Genomic DNA, 19,224 nt, shown 5'->3' with positions numbered 1-19,224 from the left:
GAGAGTATTTATCCTTGTTTTTAATCTCCGCGGGTTTAACAACAAAACTCAGATATTTATTGGCAGATTACATAAAAATTATAGCGGCTGCATGTTTTTTAAATTTTTTCTACTTCAGCCAAAACACGCTTGTTAGCACATTATCAATTTACATTATTAAAACTCGCTATACAGTGATTTATTTGCCTTTTTCAATTTATTAAGCTTTTTAATATCTATATTTAAGAATACAAAAATACCAACCTTTATGTAAAATAATAAAACTTCTAGCTTTTTTGTTGTGTAGAGTTTATCATTTTTATTTAACTTTAGTGAGATTATGTCAGACCTTGCAAAGAGGATGTCTCTGATAAAACCGTCGCCTACAATTGCTGTGACCGATAAGGCAAACAGATTAAAAAGCGAAGGAAAGAAAATTTGCGTTTTAGCTGCGGGAGAGCCGGATTTTGACACTCCAGATCATATAAAAAAGGCAGCTATTCAATCGATAAATGAAGGCAAAACTAAATATACTGCTGTTGATGGAACGCATGAGCTTAAAGAGGCGATAATCAATAAGTTAAAAAGGGATAACAATCTAGAATATAAACTGAACCAAATTTGTGTCGGCGCTGGCGCTAAGCAGGTGTTATTCAACTTATTTATGGCAACAATTGACCCTGGAGATGAGGCTATAATACCAGCTCCTTATTGGGTTTCATATATTGATATGGTAAGTCTTTTTGGTGGCCTGCCAGTTGTTGTAGAGTGTAAACAAAACTTTAAGCTGACACCGAATTTACTTGAAAGCAAAATAACTAAGAAAACTAAATGGTTAATTCTTAACTCACCAAATAACCCAGCAGGAATTGTCTATACATATGATGAATTGAAAAATATAGCGCAGATATTACTCAAGTATCCACATGTAAATATTGTTACAGATGATATTTATGAACACATAATATACGATGAAAGGTTTTTTACTATCGCTCAGGTTGAACCAAAGCTTTACGATAGAACTTTTGTTGTCAATGGAGTGTCAAAAGCTTATGCGATGACAGGTTGGAGAATAGGGTATATTGCAGGTAGGAGTGGTGTGGTAAATGCTATCTCTACACTACAGTCTCAAAGCACTTCTAACCCAAATTCAATAGCACAAGCAGCAGCAGTTGAAGCGTTAAATGGTGATCATAGTTTTTTGAAAGAAAGAAAAAAAACTTTTAAGGATCGTAGAGATTTTGTGATAGAAAAGCTAAATTCTGCTCCAGGACTGTCATCATCTATTCCACAAGGTGCATTCTATTTCTTTGTCTCTTGTGAAGGTTTATTGGGTAAGAGCACAAAAAGTGGTAAAGTAATAAGTAATGATCTTGATTTTACTGAATATTTATTGGAAGACTATTTAGTTGCTGTAATTCCAGGGGTTGCATTTGGTCTAAAAAACTACATTAGAATTTCCTATGCAACCTCTCAAGAGCAGCTGAAAATTGGATGTAACAGCATCATCAGAGCATGTGAAATGCTGAGTTAATTTTTTTATATCGATAAGTATGGCCTGGATGTATTTGCTATTAGCTGGTTTGTTTGAAATAATATGGACCACAGCATTAAAATATAGTAATGGCTTTACTCGTATTATACCTGTAGTAGTTATTTTAGTTAGCGGTTCTGTGAGTCTTTACTTGTTATCGGTAGCAATGAAATCTATTCCTCTTGGTACATCTTATGCAGTTTGGACTGGTATAGGTTCTATAGGTGCGGCAATTATAGGAATAATGTTTTTTAATGATCCAGTAAATTTTGGGCGTTTATTTTCCTTTGTTTTGGTAATACTAGGTATTGTGGGCTTAAAAGTATTTACCAATTAGGAAAAGTTAAGTACGTCTATTTTACCATCTCAGGACTTTCTACTAAAGTTGCTTTGGATTTTTCAGTTCTCGAAGAGGGCATTCCTATTGATTTAGAAAGTACCTTTCTAATGTTCAATATTTCATTTTTCTCATTTTGTTGAGTTAAGTTAATGTCGTTTATTTTATTCACTAAATCTTTTCCTTCCTTTAAAATTTTTAAATCGCTTTCGTTTATATGATGTTCATTTTTAAATTCTGCAACGATTTCTTTCTTCTTTGGATGAGTATTCAGAAATTCTAATATCTGGTGTTTAGCAACAGCTTGAATAAATTTCTTATCGTGAAATATTGAATTGTTATGTAGTTCTTCTAGGCTTTTATCATATTGTTTTGCTTCGTTTACAGTAAGTTTTATTATTTCTTCTGCGCTACTTAAAAGTTCCCTGTATAACTTGTCGTATCTATTGCCTGTGTGTGCGGCAAATGTTTGTTCAATGTATTTTGTTATGTAGTTTTGTAGCGTATTGTCTATTGTATCTATGTTCATTCACTCACCTTGCTTTTATGTTATATTTTACACGCGAAAAGGTTAATATTAAGTTAACTTAGACGTCTCTAAAGCCAAGTTTTACTAAAAATTATATTATTTAAAGTATAATTTTTATCACAGAATAAAAGCGTAAATAAAATGGACTTTGTAACAAAACTAAAGCTTAAGATAAAGATGAATAAAGGCAAAATCATAAATATACTTATCATTTGTGGTGTAATTTTTTTCATATACCTTATTCATGAGCCAGTTGTAGATATGGTAGAAAAAATTATAAGTAAAATAAAAGGTCTCTTTTAAAAATAGAAAAAGTGAACTTTTTCCATCATCCAAACTTGAACCTGGAAAATTTAGTTAATGCATAAACTACTTACGTTGGCTATGAGTTCAACTGTATAAAATTCCGGTAAATTAAAATAAGTATTCATAAAAATATTGTTTTCTATAAACAGAGTATCTATAATACTAGCTTTGGGGTAAAGTATTGCAGAGGAATTTTTTAATCTGGTTATTGGCGTCACTGTTTTATGCATACCAATATATATTACGCGTAATTCCAAACATAATTGCGCCTGAATTAATAACGAAATTTAACATAAGTATTACAGATGTTGGTCAATTTGGTGGGCTATATTATATAGGCTATACGCTTGCTCACATACCTGTTGGTCTTGCCCTTGATAGATTTGGGCCAAAGTTTGTTTTGCCTGCGTGTATTGTCTTAACGTTTGCTGGGACATTACCACTAATATGCTTTGATGAGTGGTATTACTCAATACTTGGTAGAATGATTGTTGGAGTTGGGTCATCTGCTTCGGCAATTGGGCTCTTTAAAGTTGCAAGTATGTATTTCTCACAAGAAAAATCAGCAAGGATGGCTAGTTTATCTATAATAATAGGGTTACTGGGAGCTATTTATGGTGGATTACCTCTGGACTTTTTGCTCAATAAATTTGGTTGGAATTATGTTATATATACTTTCTCAGCGTTTGGTTGTTTGCTTGCTCTGTTGTTGCTTTTAATAACGCCAAAAAGTAACATAGAGGAGAGTAGAAATGACAACATACTTCAAGATTTAAAGACTGTACTTTTCAATAAACATATCATTCTAATCAGCTTTTTTGGTGGCTTAATGGTTGGACCATTAGAAGGTTTTGCTGATGGTTGGGCAAAAGCGTTCTTATGTGAAGCATATCAAATGACCGGAGATTTGGCATCTTCACTTTCCTCTCTCATGTTCATAGGCATGGGGGCTGGATCATTCTTTCTCGCTTATTTACTGGAGAAGTATCCAGACAAACATTACGAGGTGATTATTGCGTGTTCTTTTGCAATGATCGCTAGCTTTCTTTTGCTTTTTACACAAGTTGGCGGTTTATATATTGCATTACCTACACTTCTTGTTATCGGCTTTGCATCTGGGTATCAGGTAATTACTATTTACAAGGCAATAAGTTATGTAAACAATAACTTGGTAGGCTTAGCCACAGCCATATCAAACATGATAGTTATGGTTTTTGGCTATTTTTTTCATACAGGAATTGCAAAAATAATAGATTTATGTTGGAATGGAATGGTAGTACAAGGAAATCCTGTGTATGGTACTGAGTTACTAGTAAAAGCAATATCAATTATTCCTGTATGTTTGCTTTTAGCTGTTTTTGGATTTATGTGGTTAAAGAAAAGTTCTTATGACAAGTGTTTCAGAAAGGATTTGTGACTCTAAAAGTAGTCTGAAGTCTTTTGATAATGAAGTTTATCAATCTATAGAGAAAGAACTGCGGCGGCAAAAATCACAGTTGCAATTGATTGCATCAGAAAATTTTGCGAGTAAAGCAGTGATGGAAGCACAAGGTTCTTTTCTGACTAATAAATATGCAGAAGGTTATCCAGGTAAGAGATATTATTGTGGTTGTGAGTATGTGGATGAAATTGAAAATCTAGCTATAGATAGGCTTTGTAAGCTATTTGGTGTTAAATTTGCAAATGTTCAACCTCATTCTGGTTCTCAGGCAAATCAAGCGGTGTTTGCTTCATTACTTACTCCGGGTGATACAATACTTGGATTGTCACTGAACTGTGGTGGACATTTAACTCATGGTGCAGCACCAAACCTTTCTGGTAAGTGGTTTAAGTCGATTCAGTATACAGTTAATAGAGATACTTATCTACTCGATATGGACGAGGTAGAAAAGCTAGCGCTGGAGCATAAACCGAAGCTAATCATTGTTGGTGCTTCTGCTTATCCAAGAGAAATAGATTTCGAGCGCTTTCGCAAAATTGCGAATAAAGTTGGTGCATATCTGCTTGCAGATATTGCTCACTATTCAGGGCTTATTGCTGCAGATTGTTACCCATCCCCTGCTGAATATGCGCATGTTATGACTTCTACAACTCACAAAACTCTACGCGGTCCTCGCGGTGGAGTGATAATGACAAATGATGAAGCATTACATAAAAAAATTAAGTCTGCGGTTTTTCCAGGGTTGCAAGGTGGGCCCCTTATGCATGTGATAGCTGCAAAAGCTGTTGCATTTAAGGAAGCATTAGAGCCGGAGTTTAAAATTTATAGTAAAAAAGTTGTAGAGAATGCAAAAGTTTTAGCTCAAGCACTGCAAGAACATGGAATAAACGTTATAACTGGTGGAACTGATTCTCATATAGTACTAGTTGACTTAAGATCACAGAAATTAACAGGAAAAGACGTTGTGGATAGTCTTGAAAGGGCTGGCATTACCTGTAATAAAAATTCTGTGCCATTTGACACAGAAAAACCAACCATCACCTCAGGGCTCCGTTTTGGTACTGCTGCTGAAACAACGCGAGGACTTGAGGCAGAAGATTTTAGGGAAATAGCTAATCTAATAAATGAAGTAATTCAGGGATTAATTGATGGAAATAGTCTTGATATTGAAAGAGTAGTAAAAAATAAAGTTGAAAAGATTTGTAGTAATTTTTCTATTTATTAATTTATTTAGTATTCAAATTTCCTTTCTTTACTTTGGACTAAACTATTGTATAGTGATTTTATAGCTCCTTAATTGTATGATAAGTGTACCTAGCATAGAGAGTTGTGATTTTCACAATAAAAATGTTCTGCTCAGGGTTGACTTCAACGTTCCTATAAAAAATGAAAGAATTTGTGATACTACTCGTATTTTGAGAGCTCTACCTACCATTCAGTATTTGGCAAATGTAGGTGCAAAAGTTATTATTATCTCACATTTTGGGCGTCCAAAAGCAAAAGATAATAACCTATCGCTAAAAAACGTATTTGAAACTTTATCGCAGCTGCTGAGTAAAGAAGTGAAATTTATTGATGATTGTATTGGTGAGAAAGTACAAAGAACAGTAAATGCGATGAGTGGGGGAGATATAATATTACTAGAGAATCTGAGGTTTTATAAAGAAGAAGAACGGAATGATTCAAATTTTGCTAAAAAATTAGCATCTCTAGCAGATATATATGTAAATGATGCATTTTCTTGCTCTCACAGAGCTCATGCTTCTATTTCACGCATTACAGAATTTTTACCTTCTTATGCAGGATTTTGCTTGCAAGATGAGCTAAAGTATCTTGAGCAAGCCATATCGTTTGACGCTAAACCTATTACTGCGATAGTTGGTGGAGCTAAAATATCCACTAAAATAAAAATGCTTATAAAACTAGCAGAAAAGGTTGATTACCTTATTCTGGGTGGCGCAATTGCTAATAATTTTTTGTTATTTAATAAAGTTAATATAGGCAAGTCTTTTTTTCAAAATGGTGTTGATGATCTTCTGCACAATATTGTTGAGACGGCAAATAAAAACAATTGCAAAATAGTTGTGCCAGAAGACGTTTTGGTTGCAGTAAATTCTGATTATAGCACTGGTATTTTAAGAAAAACTGAATCCATTTTGGACGGTGATATAATTTTAGATATCGGACCTCAAACTTTAAGCACAATAAGCAGTATAATAGCAAGCAGTAAAACTCTACTGTGGAATGGACCTATTGGTGTTTTTGAACATTCAGCTTTTGCAAATGGTACAGTAGAGGTGATGAGATTAGTAAGTAATTTAACGCACAAAGGAAAATTAACCAGCGTAATAGGAGGAGGGGATAGCCTATCTGCAGTAAATGCTGCAGGTCTTACTGATAAAGATTTTACATATATTTCAACTGGTGGGGGAGCATTTTTAAGTTGGCTCAGTGGTGATAAAATGCCGGGACTGAGATTAACATCTAATTAAAACTTTTTTAAGCTGTTACTTGTACCTTAGCTTTTTTATACGTTGTGTTGTGGTTATGTCGAAAGTAGCTAAATTAATCTTATGCTTAATAATACCAGTAATAGGATTTGTTTTTTACATTAAGGAGCATTACCTCAACGATACGAGTTCACGAATTAAATTTGAGCCATTTTTCAAAACAGATTCTACAAGTCCAGACTACATTCCACCACTTCCAGAGCTGACTGATTTTGATAGAGGAGTATTAAGGGTTTGTGGAGATTGGGGAACACAGCCTGATGAAGAAGATTTCAGAATTTTGCTTGATTGTCCGCAGCATCAAGAAGTGGTGAAAAAGATATACGATAAGCTTGATCATCAGGTGATTACACCTAGTGCAGACTTGGGGTTGTTTAAAGATGAATTGACTAAGATTTGGTTTACAAATAGCGGAACTGAAAAAGAAACTATAGGGTTTGGGCATATTTTTTGTGGTGAACCAGATAGATTGGGGCTTGGTGGTATGCATTTTGTAGGTAGATATGTTGAGGCTCAAGAAGATAAGTGGGCGGGTGCGATTTGGGATAATGAATCTCTGTGCAATAAATTAGATATTAAGCCACCTGTTTACACATTTGGAATGAAATATCTAGGTAAGGATGGAGAAGTGAAAGTTAAGTGCCCAAGTGGGTACGCGTATAACCTTCATGCTGATGATATTTTAGTTTCTGCGACTAAGGCGTTTAAGGAGCTGGGAAAAGATGGAATGTGTCTATATAAAATGGAAGATGACAATTATCAATCAGTATTTGTGAGAAAGAAAGACGCTATACTCACATTCTATCCTGACTTAACACCAAAATGTAATGATAAGAGTATTAATTGTAGCTGTAGCAAGTCTTGATTGGCTGAAAAAAAAAGTAAACATTTTATGTGTATTATGCTAATTTAGTTATATTGAGGCAATTTGTAGAGCTACATGAAACTTATAGTAAAAAAATGTTTGTCTGTTTTATTTCTGTTGCTGCTTGTAGCGCCTCTTGTACATGGACAACAATCTTGTTTAAGTGATATTGAGAACGATTTTCAAGATTTGAAAACATCATTAAAAAATCCAATATTTTTAGATCCTGCACCGAATTTAAATTATGATGATAGAGAAGGCAAAAAAGTGTTGATGGTGGTGGTGCACCATACCGAATCACCAACATTAAAAAGTACAAAATACGCATTAAATTCTTCAGGGATATCAGTACAGCTTATTGTTGATAGAGATGGTAGCATTACTCTGATGGTTCCACTTGAAAAACGAGCATGGCATGCTGGTATAAGTTATGCGAAAGTTCAAGTAGATAATGTGGTTGAAGAGCTACGAAAACTGAATGATTATTCTATAGGTATAGAGATTGTAATACCAAAATCCATTACTGACCGAACAAATAAGAAACATTACAAACTCGTTTAATAGTAGTACTGGAAATATTGACAATAAAATTACACAAAACATCTTCAAGTAAACCTATGGTATCGTAGATACTATTGCGTAAAGTATTGTATTTGATATATTGCCACAACCTTTCAACAGGATTCAGTTCCGGTGAATAAGGAGGCAAGTATATGATGGTAATGTTTTCCTGAATTTTCAAACTTTTTGATCTATGCCAACTTGCACAATCCATTACAAGAAAGGCTTCTTTCGTGCCTAAATCTTTCGACATCTGCTCCAGAAATATATTCATACAATCAGTGTTTACATATGGAGCAAGTAGGCTAATTTTCTTACCACTTCTTGGATTTACCGCACTGTAGATATAGAAATTTTGTCTACCAATTTTCATTTTAACCTGTGTTCTGACCCCTTTTTTAAACCATCCGTGTCCGATTTTTGAATGAGTTCCAAATCGTGATTCATCAAAAAAATACCTCCTTTTCAGGGTGGGAATTGACTATTTTATTGAAGTATTTTTTAAACTCTTCTTGCTTGTTTTTATCTTGTTTATGGTGAATTGGCCTCGGTGTTATGTAAGAAAACTTCATCCTTTGTATCTCACGGTGCACTGTTGATTTGCTAATGTTTAGGCCAAATTCCTCTGAGATTTTTATTTGCACTTCCTTAATAGTAATATTTGGATTTCTTTCTACCCATATTTCAATTTGCTCACGTTGATTTTTGTTTAATTTGCTTTTTCTTCGCCGCTGAGACGGGGAAAATAATCTTTCTACTCTACCAAATTTTAGATGCTTTATCCATTCAGTCAAAGCAGTCCTTGAAATTTTACATATTCTTGCCACAGCGCTTATACTACTTTCTTTTCCTGCTATCACCGCTTGTAACTTTTTTGAAACATATGCGTTATTTCTGACCTTTTTTAACATTTCTTTCGCCAAATTTACAACTTTTTCGTCTAATAGTTTTGACCTTAATGCCATTTATACCTCTCTATTTTATCTACTTTAGTATCACTTCTTTCCCATTATTGTCTATCTGTTCTTTATATAGTGGGAATTGGTATAAACACAGGGCTTGAGCCTTTTCCAGAAGAGCAAATGAAATCTGTCAAAGATCTGATTTTGTACCTCATGAAGCGCTTTAAGATTAGAAAAGATATGATATTTAGTCACGCTGAGATAGGCACTATAGTATACAACTCAGCAATTGAAGGTTACGCAATGCGTAAGCCTGATCCACATAAGTTATTTGATTGGGAGTTATTAGAGAAAAGTGGTATCGGATTGCATATAGGTGATAGAATCAGTCCTCAAGACGCAAAACAAAAAGTAAATGAGATTTTGTATAAGGTAGGCGATAAGAGTGAAAATATTTTGAAATTAAAAAAAAGGTTAAACGGTTTTTTTTATAAAATACTGCCTTGGAATGATAGGGAAGGTAATATGATTTTTCCTGACAATAATGCTAATTACTCAAATGAGTTTGATGAAAATTTTGCGTGGGTTATCAATCAGTTTTCAATTCATCACTTGCCGAAAGAGATTAGAAAAGACTTGCCTCTAAAATTAGAACAGGAAGATATTTTGCCTGAATTTTTAAGCGAATATAGCAATTGTATTTTCAACAGATTCACATCTTTTAATAATAAAATTGAATCAAGTTTACAATCACCATTTTTGAATGAAGAGGATTACAAGCGTTTATTATCTTCTTTTGCAGAATATGAAAATAATATTTCTTCTACTGCATTTGCTATGCTCATGTACAAGATTAAGCTATATTACGACTCTTATCTAAGGTATAATATAAGATCCTCGCTTTATATTCCATTTAAGCTTAATTCATTTGAAAAGCTAGATATTTTAAAGAATGAAATATTATCTTTTAAGTCTATAAGCCCTGAAAAGGCTATAGAAGTCTCGAATTTGATTAATGAGTTTAGGTTGCAAGTTTTATCTAATTTCCAAAATTTTGAGAAGCAGTGGTTTCAAGAATTTAAGGACACTTGGAAACAAAAATTTATACCGAATATGGAAAAGCAAATGTCTTGGACTGCGCTGCATGAAACTGTGTTGGAATATTTAGAAGAGGCGAAGAAAGAAGTCTAACGAGTATTAAGATGGCCAGATGAATGGGCAGAGAAAAATAAAGGCACATGCATCTGGAAGGATACAAAAATTTCTAAATGAGATTAATATAGTATTGGGATGACAAAGTTTAAAAAATAAGTTACTTTTTTTATTTTTGGTAAAAAGTAGTCTATGGGTATTAAAATTGCACCTTCTATACTTTCAGTAGACTTTGCAAAATTAGGGGAGGAAGTAAAAAGAATTAGCGACTTGAATGTAGATTATATACACATAGACGTTATGGATGGAAATTTTGTTCCAAATATTACAATAGGTCCGAATGTTATCTCTGCGATACGTAAATATAGCAACCTTCCTTTTGATGTGCACTTAATGATTAAATCTCCTGGTGACCATATTGAAAGTTTTATAAATGCTGGTGCTGATATTATCACTATACATGCAGAAGCAGAGATACATCTTGAGAGGCTAGTAAGAAAGATAAAATCATATAAAAACAATACAAAAAAAATAATACAAGTTGGAGTTTCAATTGTTCCTTCAACTTCTCCAAGCGTGCTTGAGTATATAATAGATGAGCTAGATATTGTGCTAATTATGACAGTCAATCCTGGATTTGGAGGACAGGAGTTTATTCATTCGCAGTTGAGTAAGATATCTACCGTGAGGAAAATGATACAGGACCGTAATCTTAAAACACAAGTTTCAGTAGATGGTGGAGTTAACTTTTCTAACGCAGCTGATATAATAAAAGCAGGTGCAAATATATTAGTTGCTGGATCAGCAATATTTAAAGCTGAAGACATGAAAAAGGCTATAAACGATCTTAAAAATCTTTCGTTATAACCCTACAGATAACACAAACCATTTTTGTTATCTTGTCAGTTTTAAAAATTCCTATTATCTCAGTGCTTCGACACTGAGATAATAGAAAGTAAGTTCAACCTCAATAGAAACCTGATGATGAGTCATTATTACCAGATTTTGGTCTGTTTCTATTGCTAAAACCAGAACGAGGACGAGTAGGTCTATTACTATGATAATTATCTCCAGGTTTTTTATTAAACGAGTTGTTATAATAATTATCCCTATTATTTAAACCATCTCTCCTTTCTTCATTGTAAAGCTTACCTTCAAAAAATTCACCTGTTTCTTGATCAACACGACGTCTTGATAATTTTGGACATCCACCTTTTTCAAAATCAATTATCAAAGCTTTGAAGGTATCACCCTGTTTAAGTATATCCTCAATGGACTCTACATGTTGATTAGCTACCTCGCTTATATGCATTTTTCCTTTTCTTCCATTAAGAAATTCTAGCTCTACAATAGACTTCTCTATCTTTACAACTTTAGCATCAATTATAGAACCTTGTTCTAGCTCTGTTATTGAATCAATCATCATATTCTTTGCAGCTTCAGCTTCAGTACTACTAATGGCAAAAACAGAAACTTTACCGTCATCCCCTATTTCAATTTTTGCATTACTTCTTTCACATACACTGCGTATATTTTTTCCTTTAGCACCAATAGCTGCAGAAATTTTATCTTTATCTATATAAAATGATAACACTCTTGGTACATGATCTTTTATATCCTTACGATGTTCTGAAATTACTGCATTCATTTTTTCTAAGATATGTAATCTTCCGACTTTTGCTTGTTCTAAAGATTTTTCAACAATTTCAAAGCTTATACCAGGAATTTTCATATCCATCTGCAGTGCTGTAATCCCTTCGCTAGTTCCTGCTACTTTGAAGTCCATATCACCAAGATAGTCTTCATCGCCCAGTATATCAGAAAGTATTATATGCTCATTTTTGTCTTTGATGAGACCCATAGCAATTCCTGCAACGGGAGCCTTTATTGGCACACCTGTATCCATTAATGCAATGGAAGTTCCACAAACTGTTGCCATAGAAGAAGAACCATCAGATTCCATAATCTCAGATACTACCCTTATTGTATAAGGAAATTCAGATTTATCAGGTAAAACAGGATGAAGTGCTTTCCAAGCAAGTTTACCATGACCAATTTCTCTCCTTCCTGGTGCGCGTATAGCAGAAGCCTCTCCAACAGCAAATGGAGGAAAATTATAATGCAACATAAAATGTTCACGTCTATCCCCTTCAATGTCATCCACAATTTGCTCATCTTGTGTAGTACCAAGAGCAGTAACAACTAGTGCCTGAGTGGTGCCCCTTGTAAATAGCGCAGAACCGTGAGTCTTGGGTAGAATGTCAGCCTCAATTTCTATCTGGCGTATTTCATCATACTTACGGTTGTCTATCCTCACACTTTTCCTTCTAATCATTTCACGCACTAAAGATCTTTCAAAGCTTTTTACTGCATAAGTAATTAACTTTTCGTCTTTTTCAGCCTCTTTAAGAGTATTCAATATATTATTCCTGACTACTTCTAGAGCTTGAACTCGCTCTTGTTTTACTGTTTTTGAATATGCTTCTTCAAAGTCTTTTCGATATTTTTCAAGTCCTTGAGTTATATCTGATATATCAACAGGAGCAAAGCTTTCAGGTTTATTGCCTACTGTATCAGCAAATTCTTTTATAAGCTTAATAACAGGTTGAAGATGTTCATGGCCGAATTTTATTGCACTCAAAACATTTTCTTCAGAGAGCTCTTTGACTTCCGATTCGACCATTAAGATCGAATTTTCATCACCAGACAAAAACAGATCCAAGTTGCTTGCTTTCATCTCTTGAACGGAAGGATTGAGTATATAATTGTTATTTTCATCACAACCGACCATAACTCCAGCTATAGTAAAGTGGAAAGGAACACCAGAAATTGCAAGAGCTGCGACGGTACCTATCAATGCTGGTACTTCAGGAGAATTGACCGTATCGTAAGTTAATAGATTGCATACTACACTAATTTCATCATGAAAACCTTCAGGAAATAACGGCCTTATACTTCTATCTATTACTCTTGAAATTAAAGTTTCTCTATCAGATGGTTTTCCTTCTCTTTTAAAAAAACCACCAGGAATCTTACCCATGGCATAACTTTTTGCAATAAACTGAACATTTAAAGGGAGAAAATCAACACTTTCTTCCTTCTTTTTTCGTACAACAGTGACTAAGATAGAAGTATCTCCATAATTTACAACTACTGAACCATCAGCTTGACGTGCTATTTTCCCAGTTTCTAAAGATAAGGTACGCCCCTCCCAATCTATAGATTTTTTTATAATTTCAAACATACAAAATTCCTCGATTATTTTCTAATGCCTAACTTCTCTATTAACTCTTGATAGGCTTCATTACCAAATTTACGTTTTATATAATTTAAGTGCTTGCGCCTTCTACCTATCAATATAAGTAAACCGCGCTTAGAATTATGGTCATGCTTATGCGTTTTAAAATGCTCAGTTAAATTACTGATTCTCTCGGTTAAAATTGCACATTGTACAAAAGATGAACCTGTATCATCTTCTTTAATTGCATATGTACTAATCAAACTTTTTTTCTTTTGGGATGTTATTGACATCTAAACCTCATTTCAAAATATTAAAAACACGAATAGGCTTCACATAACCATGAGTAAAACTGCAAATTGCAATAGGTACATTACCCACTATCGTACAAAAAATATCATAATTCTTTAAACCACGCAAGTTATTTAATATAATTCCTTGACCTTTTCTGATTTTCTCCGCCTCCTCTAGGGAAATTTCAATTTTGAACATCGATTTTAAAGCCGATTCAATGGGGATGATGAAACTTTTTGTATTACCTCCATCATCTTCTGCCATCCCACCTCCCTCTGTCATCCCAGTGTCAAGCACTGGGATCAAGCCTATTTCATCACGAACATTGTTTTTGACATATGCTCCTAGAATCTTTTGTCCATTACATGATTTGTAAGTATTTGTATATCTGGATCCCAGTGTCAAGCACTGGGGAGAGTAATTTGTTGTGTTTTTTTTAGTAAGTTGCTCAATTATCACTGATTCATCTTCCTTAAAATCACCTACCATCGTTCTTCTTAATTGTGTAATATGTCCAAAACAATTTAATTCAATTCCAAGATCTCTTGCAATTGATCTTACATATACGCCGCTACCGCAGATCATAGAAAAATCGGCACTATTATTTATGGTGTCCAAAAATATCATCTTCAGTTCATGTATTTTGACTTGTCGAGGTTTTATATTTACCTTTTGCCCACTTCTTGCTAATTTATATGCTCTTGCTCCCTTGATTTTCACCGCTGAAAATTGAGGAGGAGTTTGTGTTATCTCACCAATAAAATCCTTAATCGCATAGTTTATTTGATTATATTCAGGTTTTATAGTGCTAGTTCTAATAATATCACCATCTAAATCGTCTGTAGTTGTTTGCTTTCCCCATTTGATTGTGAAATTGTATGCCTTTAAGTCACAAGATAAATACGGTATAGTTTTTGTTGCTTCACCAAGAGCGATCGGCAATACACCTGAAGCCAAAGGGTCAAGTGTTCCCAGATGGCCGGCTTTTTTTATTCCAAAAATCCTTTTAATTTGAGTTACAGCTTGTGCAGAGCTAATTCCTATTGGTTTATCAAGATTTAGCCAACCATTTACCATGTATCAATCTTATATAATTAGTTACAATTTAGGAAGTAGATAAAACATCAAGTTATTAATAAAAATACTTGATTAGTTTACATTCTTAGTATATAATTAACTTTTTATAAATCTTAATTAGGAGGCAGTGATTATGACTGCAAGTATATGGAAACTAAAAAACACAGCACCTATAACAAAAATGAGTATTGAAAGTACAGTTGCAACTGCATCTTTAGCAGCAGCAATAACAACATTATTGATTGCTACTAAAGTAATTGCCGGACCTGCATCTTTAGCACTTATTGCTAGCCCTGTTGGAATTGCAGTTCTATTTATTGCCGCTGTATATTTTGCCGCACTAGCTATTTCTTCATATCAGCAAATGAATGCAATAGAAAATGCTAAAGGTGAAAAGGGTGACAGAGGAGAACAAGGACCTCAGGGTAAAATTGACAGAAATTTGATTAAATATATAATGAAAGAAGTTGTATTTGAGAAAACACTTGAAGACGAGTATCGAGGAAAAACAGCATAATAAATTACATAGGAGGTAGATTTTCTACCTCTTTCTTTTCTCCTTTCATCTAAAAATATAAAAGTTACAATAGCCTATCCCACAACTCAACTACATCCTCACTGAACTCTATTATCTCTGCTTTTTTGAACTGATAACATTCATTGATGGATTGAATTCCTAAATCTCCTACAAAAGGAGTGGCATCATTACCTAAAATTTTACCACTACGGCAGATTATCAGCCTGTCGATTAAATTGTGCTTTAATAATTCTGTAATCAACACTCCTCCACCTTCAACTAATAACCTTGTTATACCAATTTCTGAAACAAGTTTTGATGCCATGTCTTTTAGGCAGACTTTGCCGATAACATCAGGTTCCGATGTCATTCCAGTGCTTGACACTGGAATCCAGTTTTCACTACGCAATTGCTTGAAGTTTTCTGGATCCCAGTGTCTGGGCACTGGGATGACACCCTTCTTGGTGAAAGTCGCTCTTATATTACAGCATTCGTACAGTTGAGCACTTGAAGTTGAAATCCATGTTTTTTCTAGATTCCAGTGTCCGAGCACATAATTATACGAACATTGAAATTTGCCGGTGGTGTCATTCCAGTGCTTGACACTGGAATCCAGTTTTTTGATCGAAAATGTTGTATAGTGCACAATCAATTTTCCTGGATCCCAGTGTCTGGGCACTGGAATGACAGGAGGTGTATTAACTATCAAATAATTAATGTCTTTTATTTTTCTCTCTACTTCCTTATTTGTGATTACCCAAGTTATTACTTTGTCTGCAGTCTTTGCAATATTATGCTCTTTCTTCAATTTCCCTTGGCTATCGATAATTAGCCTTATTGGCGACCTGTCTTCGAGTCTTGGTAATCTGCAAGTTAAGAGAGGATCGTCATTGATAAGGGTACTACTGCCAATCATAATTGCATCATATTTTGCTCTGAGCTCATGTACCCAATTTCTCGTATCTTCACTTGTTATCCATTTGCTATCACCTGTAAATGTTGCGATTTTTCCGTCAAGAGTTGTTGCGATTTTGCAAGCTATAAATGGTCTATGGAGTTTCTTAGTGGTAAAAAAGCCAACATTTAGTTTCTCTGCTTCTTTCTGCATAATCCCTTGTTTTACTTCAATTCCTGCATCTGCTAAAGCTTTTATCCCTCCACCTGAAACTCTACTATCTGGATCAATTGCTGCAATCACTACCTTTCTTATTCCTGATTTTATGATTTCTGCAGTGCAAGGTTCTGTAACTCCAAAGTGGCAACATGGCTCAAGAGTGACGTACATAGTTGCACCATGAGTTAAGTCTTGAGCATTTTGCAAAGCAACTACTTCTGCATGTGGACGTCCACCGATTCCTGTGTAGCCTTCACCGATCACCATACCGTCTTTTACAATAACACATCCAACAGCGGGATTTGGTGCAACACTTCCAAGACTTTTTTCTGCAAGTTTTAATGCGATCGACATGAAATAATCATCGGTCATTAGAAAGAAGTCATTTCGTATGAGGTATCAAAAATTCTTCTGTGCTCGTGTATGGCAAATCTATCTGTCATACCTGAGATATAATCACATATTATTACTGAACGCTGAGATTCACAAGCAAGCTTGTTCCACTCTATAGGTAATAACCCTGGGTTTTCATAAAAGCATTGAAAAAGCTCCTGTACTATACGTTTTGCTTTGTTCATTGTTCTATTCAATTTATAGCTTCTGTATATTTTTTCCATGTTAAATTTTTTCATCTCTTTTGTGGCATTTGCAATTTCTGGTGAAAATGTGACTAGCATTGTATTTAGACCTCTTACATCTTCTACGCTTTTTATTTTGTAGTCTTTAATATTTTTTTCAGCCTGAAAAACGACATCATTTATCATAATCCCTATAGTTCTACTCAGTGATTCATGTATGAGTTTGCTCTGAGACAAATCTGAATATTCACTCCTTACGTTTTTAAACATTTTGCCAATTAAGGGAACATTAAGCAAATCTTCAATAGTTACTAAATTTGCTCTGAGTGCATCATCAAGATCATGCACACTGTAAGCGATGTCATCGGCAATTGAAGCAACTTGTGCTTCAATGCTTGAAAATTCCTCAAGTTTTAGATCATATTTTTCATTGTATTCTAATAATAGCTGATTATTTGTGTGAGATGCTGCATTTTGACCGAGTAAAGGACCGTTATGCTTTGCAACGCCTTCAATCACTTCCCAACTTAGATTCATGCCATTAAAGTCGGCATGTTTTTGTTCAAGATAAGTTAAAATCCTTATAGCTTGAACGTTATGATCAAACTTATACTTCTCCTTATCAACTTGAACTAGAGCATTCTCACCTGTGTGACCAAATGGAGGATGACCAAGGTCATGTGCAAGCGCTATGCATTCAGTGATGTCCTCATCTAATCTGAGCCTGCGTGCGATGGATCTTGCAATCTGTGCAACTTCAAGGCTATGAGTTAGCCTAGTGCGATAGTAGTCATGCTCATAATTGATAAAAACTTGTGTTTTGTACCCCAATTTCCTAAACGCATTAGAGTGAATAATGCGGTCCCTATCACGCTGAAAGCAGCTGCGATTTTCATCTTCTGGCTCTTTAAAATTTCTTCCTTTTGTTTTATTTGGAAAGCACGCGTAACTTAATAGAAAATTATTGTTTGACATGTAAAATTTGCAGTATAATAAGTTATCAATAATGAAGGGTGGTTGTTATGTCAACAGATTACAATATTAACTTAACTGACAATGCATTAAGAAAAATCCACTCCCTTGTAGAACAAGAAGGAGATCAGAGTTCTGTTTTGCGGGTTGCAGTTTCAGGTGGTGGATGCTCTGGCTTCAAGTATAATTTTCTTATGGATCAAATAAATAAAAAGATGTCTTTGGATGACGATTTTGAAGATGACGAAGACGACGATTTTGACGATGACGAAGATAGCGAGGATTATAGAAGCCACTCCAGTTTTAGTGAAAAAGGTAAAGATATAGTAATTAATGATGAGAATGGAAACCCTGTGTTAATGGTTGATAATTGTTCAGCGAAATTTTTAAATAATTCAACTATAGATTATACTGAAGATCTAAGTGGTTCTGGTTTTCAAATCAAGAATTCTCTCGCTAAGTCTCGATGTGGGTGTGGTAACAGTTTCTCGGTCTAATTCTCCCTCCTGGATCTTTTTATAATATGGGTAGTGGTGTAACACTAGAGCTAGCTTCTGTAAGTAAGAGCTTCAAAAAAAGTCCTACTATTGTAGAAGACATCAATCTGAGTCTTACAAGAGGGCAAGTAGTTGCATTGATTGGTAATTCGGGATCAGGAAAAACAACTATACTACAAATTGCGGGCCTATTGGATAAGCCAACTTTAGGTGTAGTGACAATAGATGGAGTAAATTGCACGCAAGCCAGCAATAAATATAAAACTCATGTAAGAAGAAATTTTCTTAGCTTTGTTTATCAATTTCACTATTTATTACAGGAGTTATCAGTGTTGGAAAATGTTATGCTTCCTCAGCTCATTGCAGGAAAAAGTAAAGCTGAAGCAGAAAAAAAATCGCAAGCAATATTGGAAAAATTTGGTCTGGAAAGTAAAGCAAGTAGTATGGTATCTGAAATTTCTGGTGGAGAAAGGCAGAGGGTTGCAATTGCAAGGAGCATTGTAAACTCTCCAAAGCTTTTACTTGCAGATGAGCCAACGGGAAATTTAGACCCAACAAATTCTTTGAATGTATTTTTGCTGTTACATTCATATGTAAAGGAAAATAACAGCTCTATGCTTATAGTAACACACAACTATATTCTTGCAGAAAAAGCAGATCACATTTTTCAGCTAAAAAACCGATCATTAGTAAAGCTGTGAATGGAAGAAACAGTACAATACAAAGCTACCTATAACTTGTACTTATTTAACCAATGATCATTAACGGAGTATAATTCGCATGAAATGCCTTCATTGCTTTTTATACACGGACTCTTTAAC

At 34.4% G+C, this 19,224-nt stretch carries 19 protein-coding genes; 12 read left to right on the top strand and 7 right to left on the bottom strand.

Annotation, left to right across the window (positions count from 1 at the left end; all coding sequences use genetic code 11):
- The first annotated feature begins 319 nt into the window (after nt 1–319).
- Complete coding sequence (locus tag ABWU24_RS03910) at nt 320–1,513, top strand: pyridoxal phosphate-dependent aminotransferase (protein ID WP_015588079.1); 1,194 nt, start codon at nt 320–322, stop codon at nt 1,511–1,513.
- Between the two features lie 19 nt (nt 1,514–1,532).
- Nucleotides 1,533–1,850: a DMT family transporter gene (locus ABWU24_RS03905; protein ID WP_353274479.1), complete on the top strand. Its 318-nt coding sequence runs from the start codon at nt 1,533–1,535 to the stop codon at nt 1,848–1,850.
- 16 nt (nt 1,851–1,866) lie between these two features.
- Here the strand turns inward: ABWU24_RS03905 and ABWU24_RS03900 are convergent, their stop codons facing one another.
- Nucleotides 1,867–2,379 carry a hypothetical protein gene (locus ABWU24_RS03900; protein WP_015588077.1) on the bottom strand — a complete coding sequence of 171 codons (513 nt, stop codon included), beginning with the start codon at nt 2,377–2,379 and terminating at the stop codon, nt 1,867–1,869.
- 487 nt (nt 2,380–2,866) lie between these two features.
- On the opposite strand from ABWU24_RS03900, the gene ABWU24_RS03895 reads away from it, so the two are divergent.
- From ABWU24_RS03895 to ABWU24_RS03875, 5 genes are all read left to right on the top strand, one after another.
- Nucleotides 2,867–4,102 (top strand): MFS transporter, encoded by a 1,236-nt coding sequence (locus ABWU24_RS03895; RefSeq protein WP_341815602.1) that lies wholly within the window; start codon nt 2,867–2,869, stop codon nt 4,100–4,102.
- Nucleotides 4,074–5,351, top strand: coding sequence for a serine hydroxymethyltransferase (glyA, locus tag ABWU24_RS03890; protein WP_015588075.1), 1,278 nt, complete (start codon nt 4,074–4,076; stop codon nt 5,349–5,351). Before ABWU24_RS03895 ends, glyA begins: the two co-directional genes overlap by 29 nt.
- A gap of 79 nt (nt 5,352–5,430) precedes the next feature.
- Nucleotides 5,431–6,618 (top strand): phosphoglycerate kinase, encoded by a 1,188-nt coding sequence (locus tag ABWU24_RS03885; protein WP_179948603.1) that lies wholly within the window; start codon nt 5,431–5,433, stop codon nt 6,616–6,618.
- Between the two features lie 55 nt (nt 6,619–6,673).
- Nucleotides 6,674–7,501 carry an EndoU domain-containing protein gene (locus tag ABWU24_RS03880; RefSeq protein WP_015588073.1) on the top strand — a complete coding sequence of 276 codons (828 nt, stop codon included), beginning with the start codon at nt 6,674–6,676 and terminating at the stop codon, nt 7,499–7,501.
- 99 nt (nt 7,502–7,600) lie between these two features.
- Complete coding sequence (locus ABWU24_RS03875) at nt 7,601–8,062, top strand: N-acetylmuramoyl-L-alanine amidase (RefSeq protein ID WP_353274477.1); 462 nt, start codon at nt 7,601–7,603, stop codon at nt 8,060–8,062.
- Here the strand turns inward: ABWU24_RS03875 and ABWU24_RS03870 are convergent.
- A protein-coding gene (locus tag ABWU24_RS03870; protein WP_353274215.1) for an IS630 family transposase occupies nt 8,022–9,027 on the bottom strand; the annotation gives its coding sequence in 2 pieces (ribosomal slippage) (nt 8,022–8,516 and nt 8,518–9,027; 1,005 coding nt in all). The two genes, ABWU24_RS03875 and ABWU24_RS03870, sit on opposite strands and share 41 nt — an antisense overlap.
- A gap of 69 nt (nt 9,028–9,096) precedes the next feature.
- Here ABWU24_RS03870 and ABWU24_RS03865 point away from each other — a divergent pair.
- Complete coding sequence (locus tag ABWU24_RS03865) at nt 9,097–10,155, top strand: N-acetylmuramoyl-L-alanine amidase (RefSeq protein ID WP_353274475.1); 1,059 nt, start codon at nt 9,097–9,099, stop codon at nt 10,153–10,155.
- 153 nt (nt 10,156–10,308) lie between these two features.
- Nucleotides 10,309–10,983 carry a ribulose-phosphate 3-epimerase gene (rpe, locus tag ABWU24_RS03860; protein WP_353274473.1) on the top strand — a complete coding sequence of 225 codons (675 nt, stop codon included), beginning with the start codon at nt 10,309–10,311 and terminating at the stop codon, nt 10,981–10,983.
- A gap of 100 nt (nt 10,984–11,083) precedes the next feature.
- On the opposite strand, the gene pnp is transcribed toward rpe, so the two are convergent.
- From pnp to truB, 3 genes are read right to left on the bottom strand one after another with little or no spacing between them, the layout of a single operon-like run.
- On the bottom strand, nt 11,084–13,360 hold the full coding sequence (gene pnp / locus ABWU24_RS03855) for a polyribonucleotide nucleotidyltransferase (RefSeq protein ID WP_341815598.1): 2,277 nt from the start codon (nt 13,358–13,360) through the stop codon (nt 11,084–11,086).
- Nucleotides 13,361–13,374: 14 nt separating this feature from the next.
- Nucleotides 13,375–13,647 carry a 30S ribosomal protein S15 gene (rpsO, locus tag ABWU24_RS03850; RefSeq protein ID WP_015588069.1) on the bottom strand — a complete coding sequence of 91 codons (273 nt, stop codon included), beginning with the start codon at nt 13,645–13,647 and terminating at the stop codon, nt 13,375–13,377.
- 7 nt (nt 13,648–13,654) lie between these two features.
- Nucleotides 13,655–14,725 (bottom strand): tRNA pseudouridine(55) synthase TruB, encoded by a 1,071-nt coding sequence (gene truB, locus ABWU24_RS03845; RefSeq protein ID WP_341815597.1) that lies wholly within the window; start codon nt 14,723–14,725, stop codon nt 13,655–13,657.
- Nucleotides 14,726–14,858: 133 nt separating this feature from the next.
- Here truB and ABWU24_RS03840 point away from each other — a divergent pair, with 133 nt between their 5' ends.
- Entirely contained in the window at nt 14,859–15,242 is a 384-nt protein-coding gene (locus ABWU24_RS03840) for a hypothetical protein (protein WP_341815596.1), read from the top strand.
- Between the two features lie 64 nt (nt 15,243–15,306).
- Here ABWU24_RS03840 and ribD read toward each other — a convergent pair whose 3' ends face one another.
- Both ribD and ABWU24_RS03820 read right to left on the bottom strand, forming a co-directional pair.
- Nucleotides 15,307–16,728 carry a bifunctional diaminohydroxyphosphoribosylaminopyrimidine deaminase/5-amino-6-(5-phosphoribosylamino)uracil reductase RibD gene (gene ribD / locus ABWU24_RS07835; RefSeq protein ID WP_410541812.1) on the bottom strand — a complete coding sequence of 474 codons (1,422 nt, stop codon included), beginning with the start codon at nt 16,726–16,728 and terminating at the stop codon, nt 15,307–15,309.
- Complete coding sequence (locus tag ABWU24_RS03820) at nt 16,728–17,909, bottom strand: deoxyguanosinetriphosphate triphosphohydrolase (RefSeq protein WP_015588065.1); 1,182 nt, start codon at nt 17,907–17,909, stop codon at nt 16,728–16,730. The genes ribD and ABWU24_RS03820 overlap by 1 nt, the downstream gene beginning before the upstream one ends.
- Before the next feature lie 47 nt (nt 17,910–17,956).
- Here ABWU24_RS03820 and ABWU24_RS03815 point away from each other — a divergent pair, with 47 nt between their 5' ends.
- Nucleotides 17,957–18,403 carry a HesB/IscA family protein gene (locus tag ABWU24_RS03815; RefSeq protein ID WP_341815594.1) on the top strand — a complete coding sequence of 149 codons (447 nt, stop codon included), beginning with the start codon at nt 17,957–17,959 and terminating at the stop codon, nt 18,401–18,403.
- 26 nt (nt 18,404–18,429) lie between these two features.
- On the top strand, nt 18,430–19,104 hold the full coding sequence (locus tag ABWU24_RS03810) for an ABC transporter ATP-binding protein (RefSeq protein WP_214241657.1): 675 nt from the start codon (nt 18,430–18,432) through the stop codon (nt 19,102–19,104).
- Nucleotides 19,105–19,224: the final 120 nt, after the last annotated feature.

It is taken from the genome of Wolbachia endosymbiont (group B) of Hofmannophila pseudospretella, from assembly GCF_964028515.1.
GTDB lineage: Bacteria > Pseudomonadota > Alphaproteobacteria > Rickettsiales > Anaplasmataceae > Wolbachia.
This window is presented reverse-complemented; position numbering and strand designations above follow the sequence as displayed.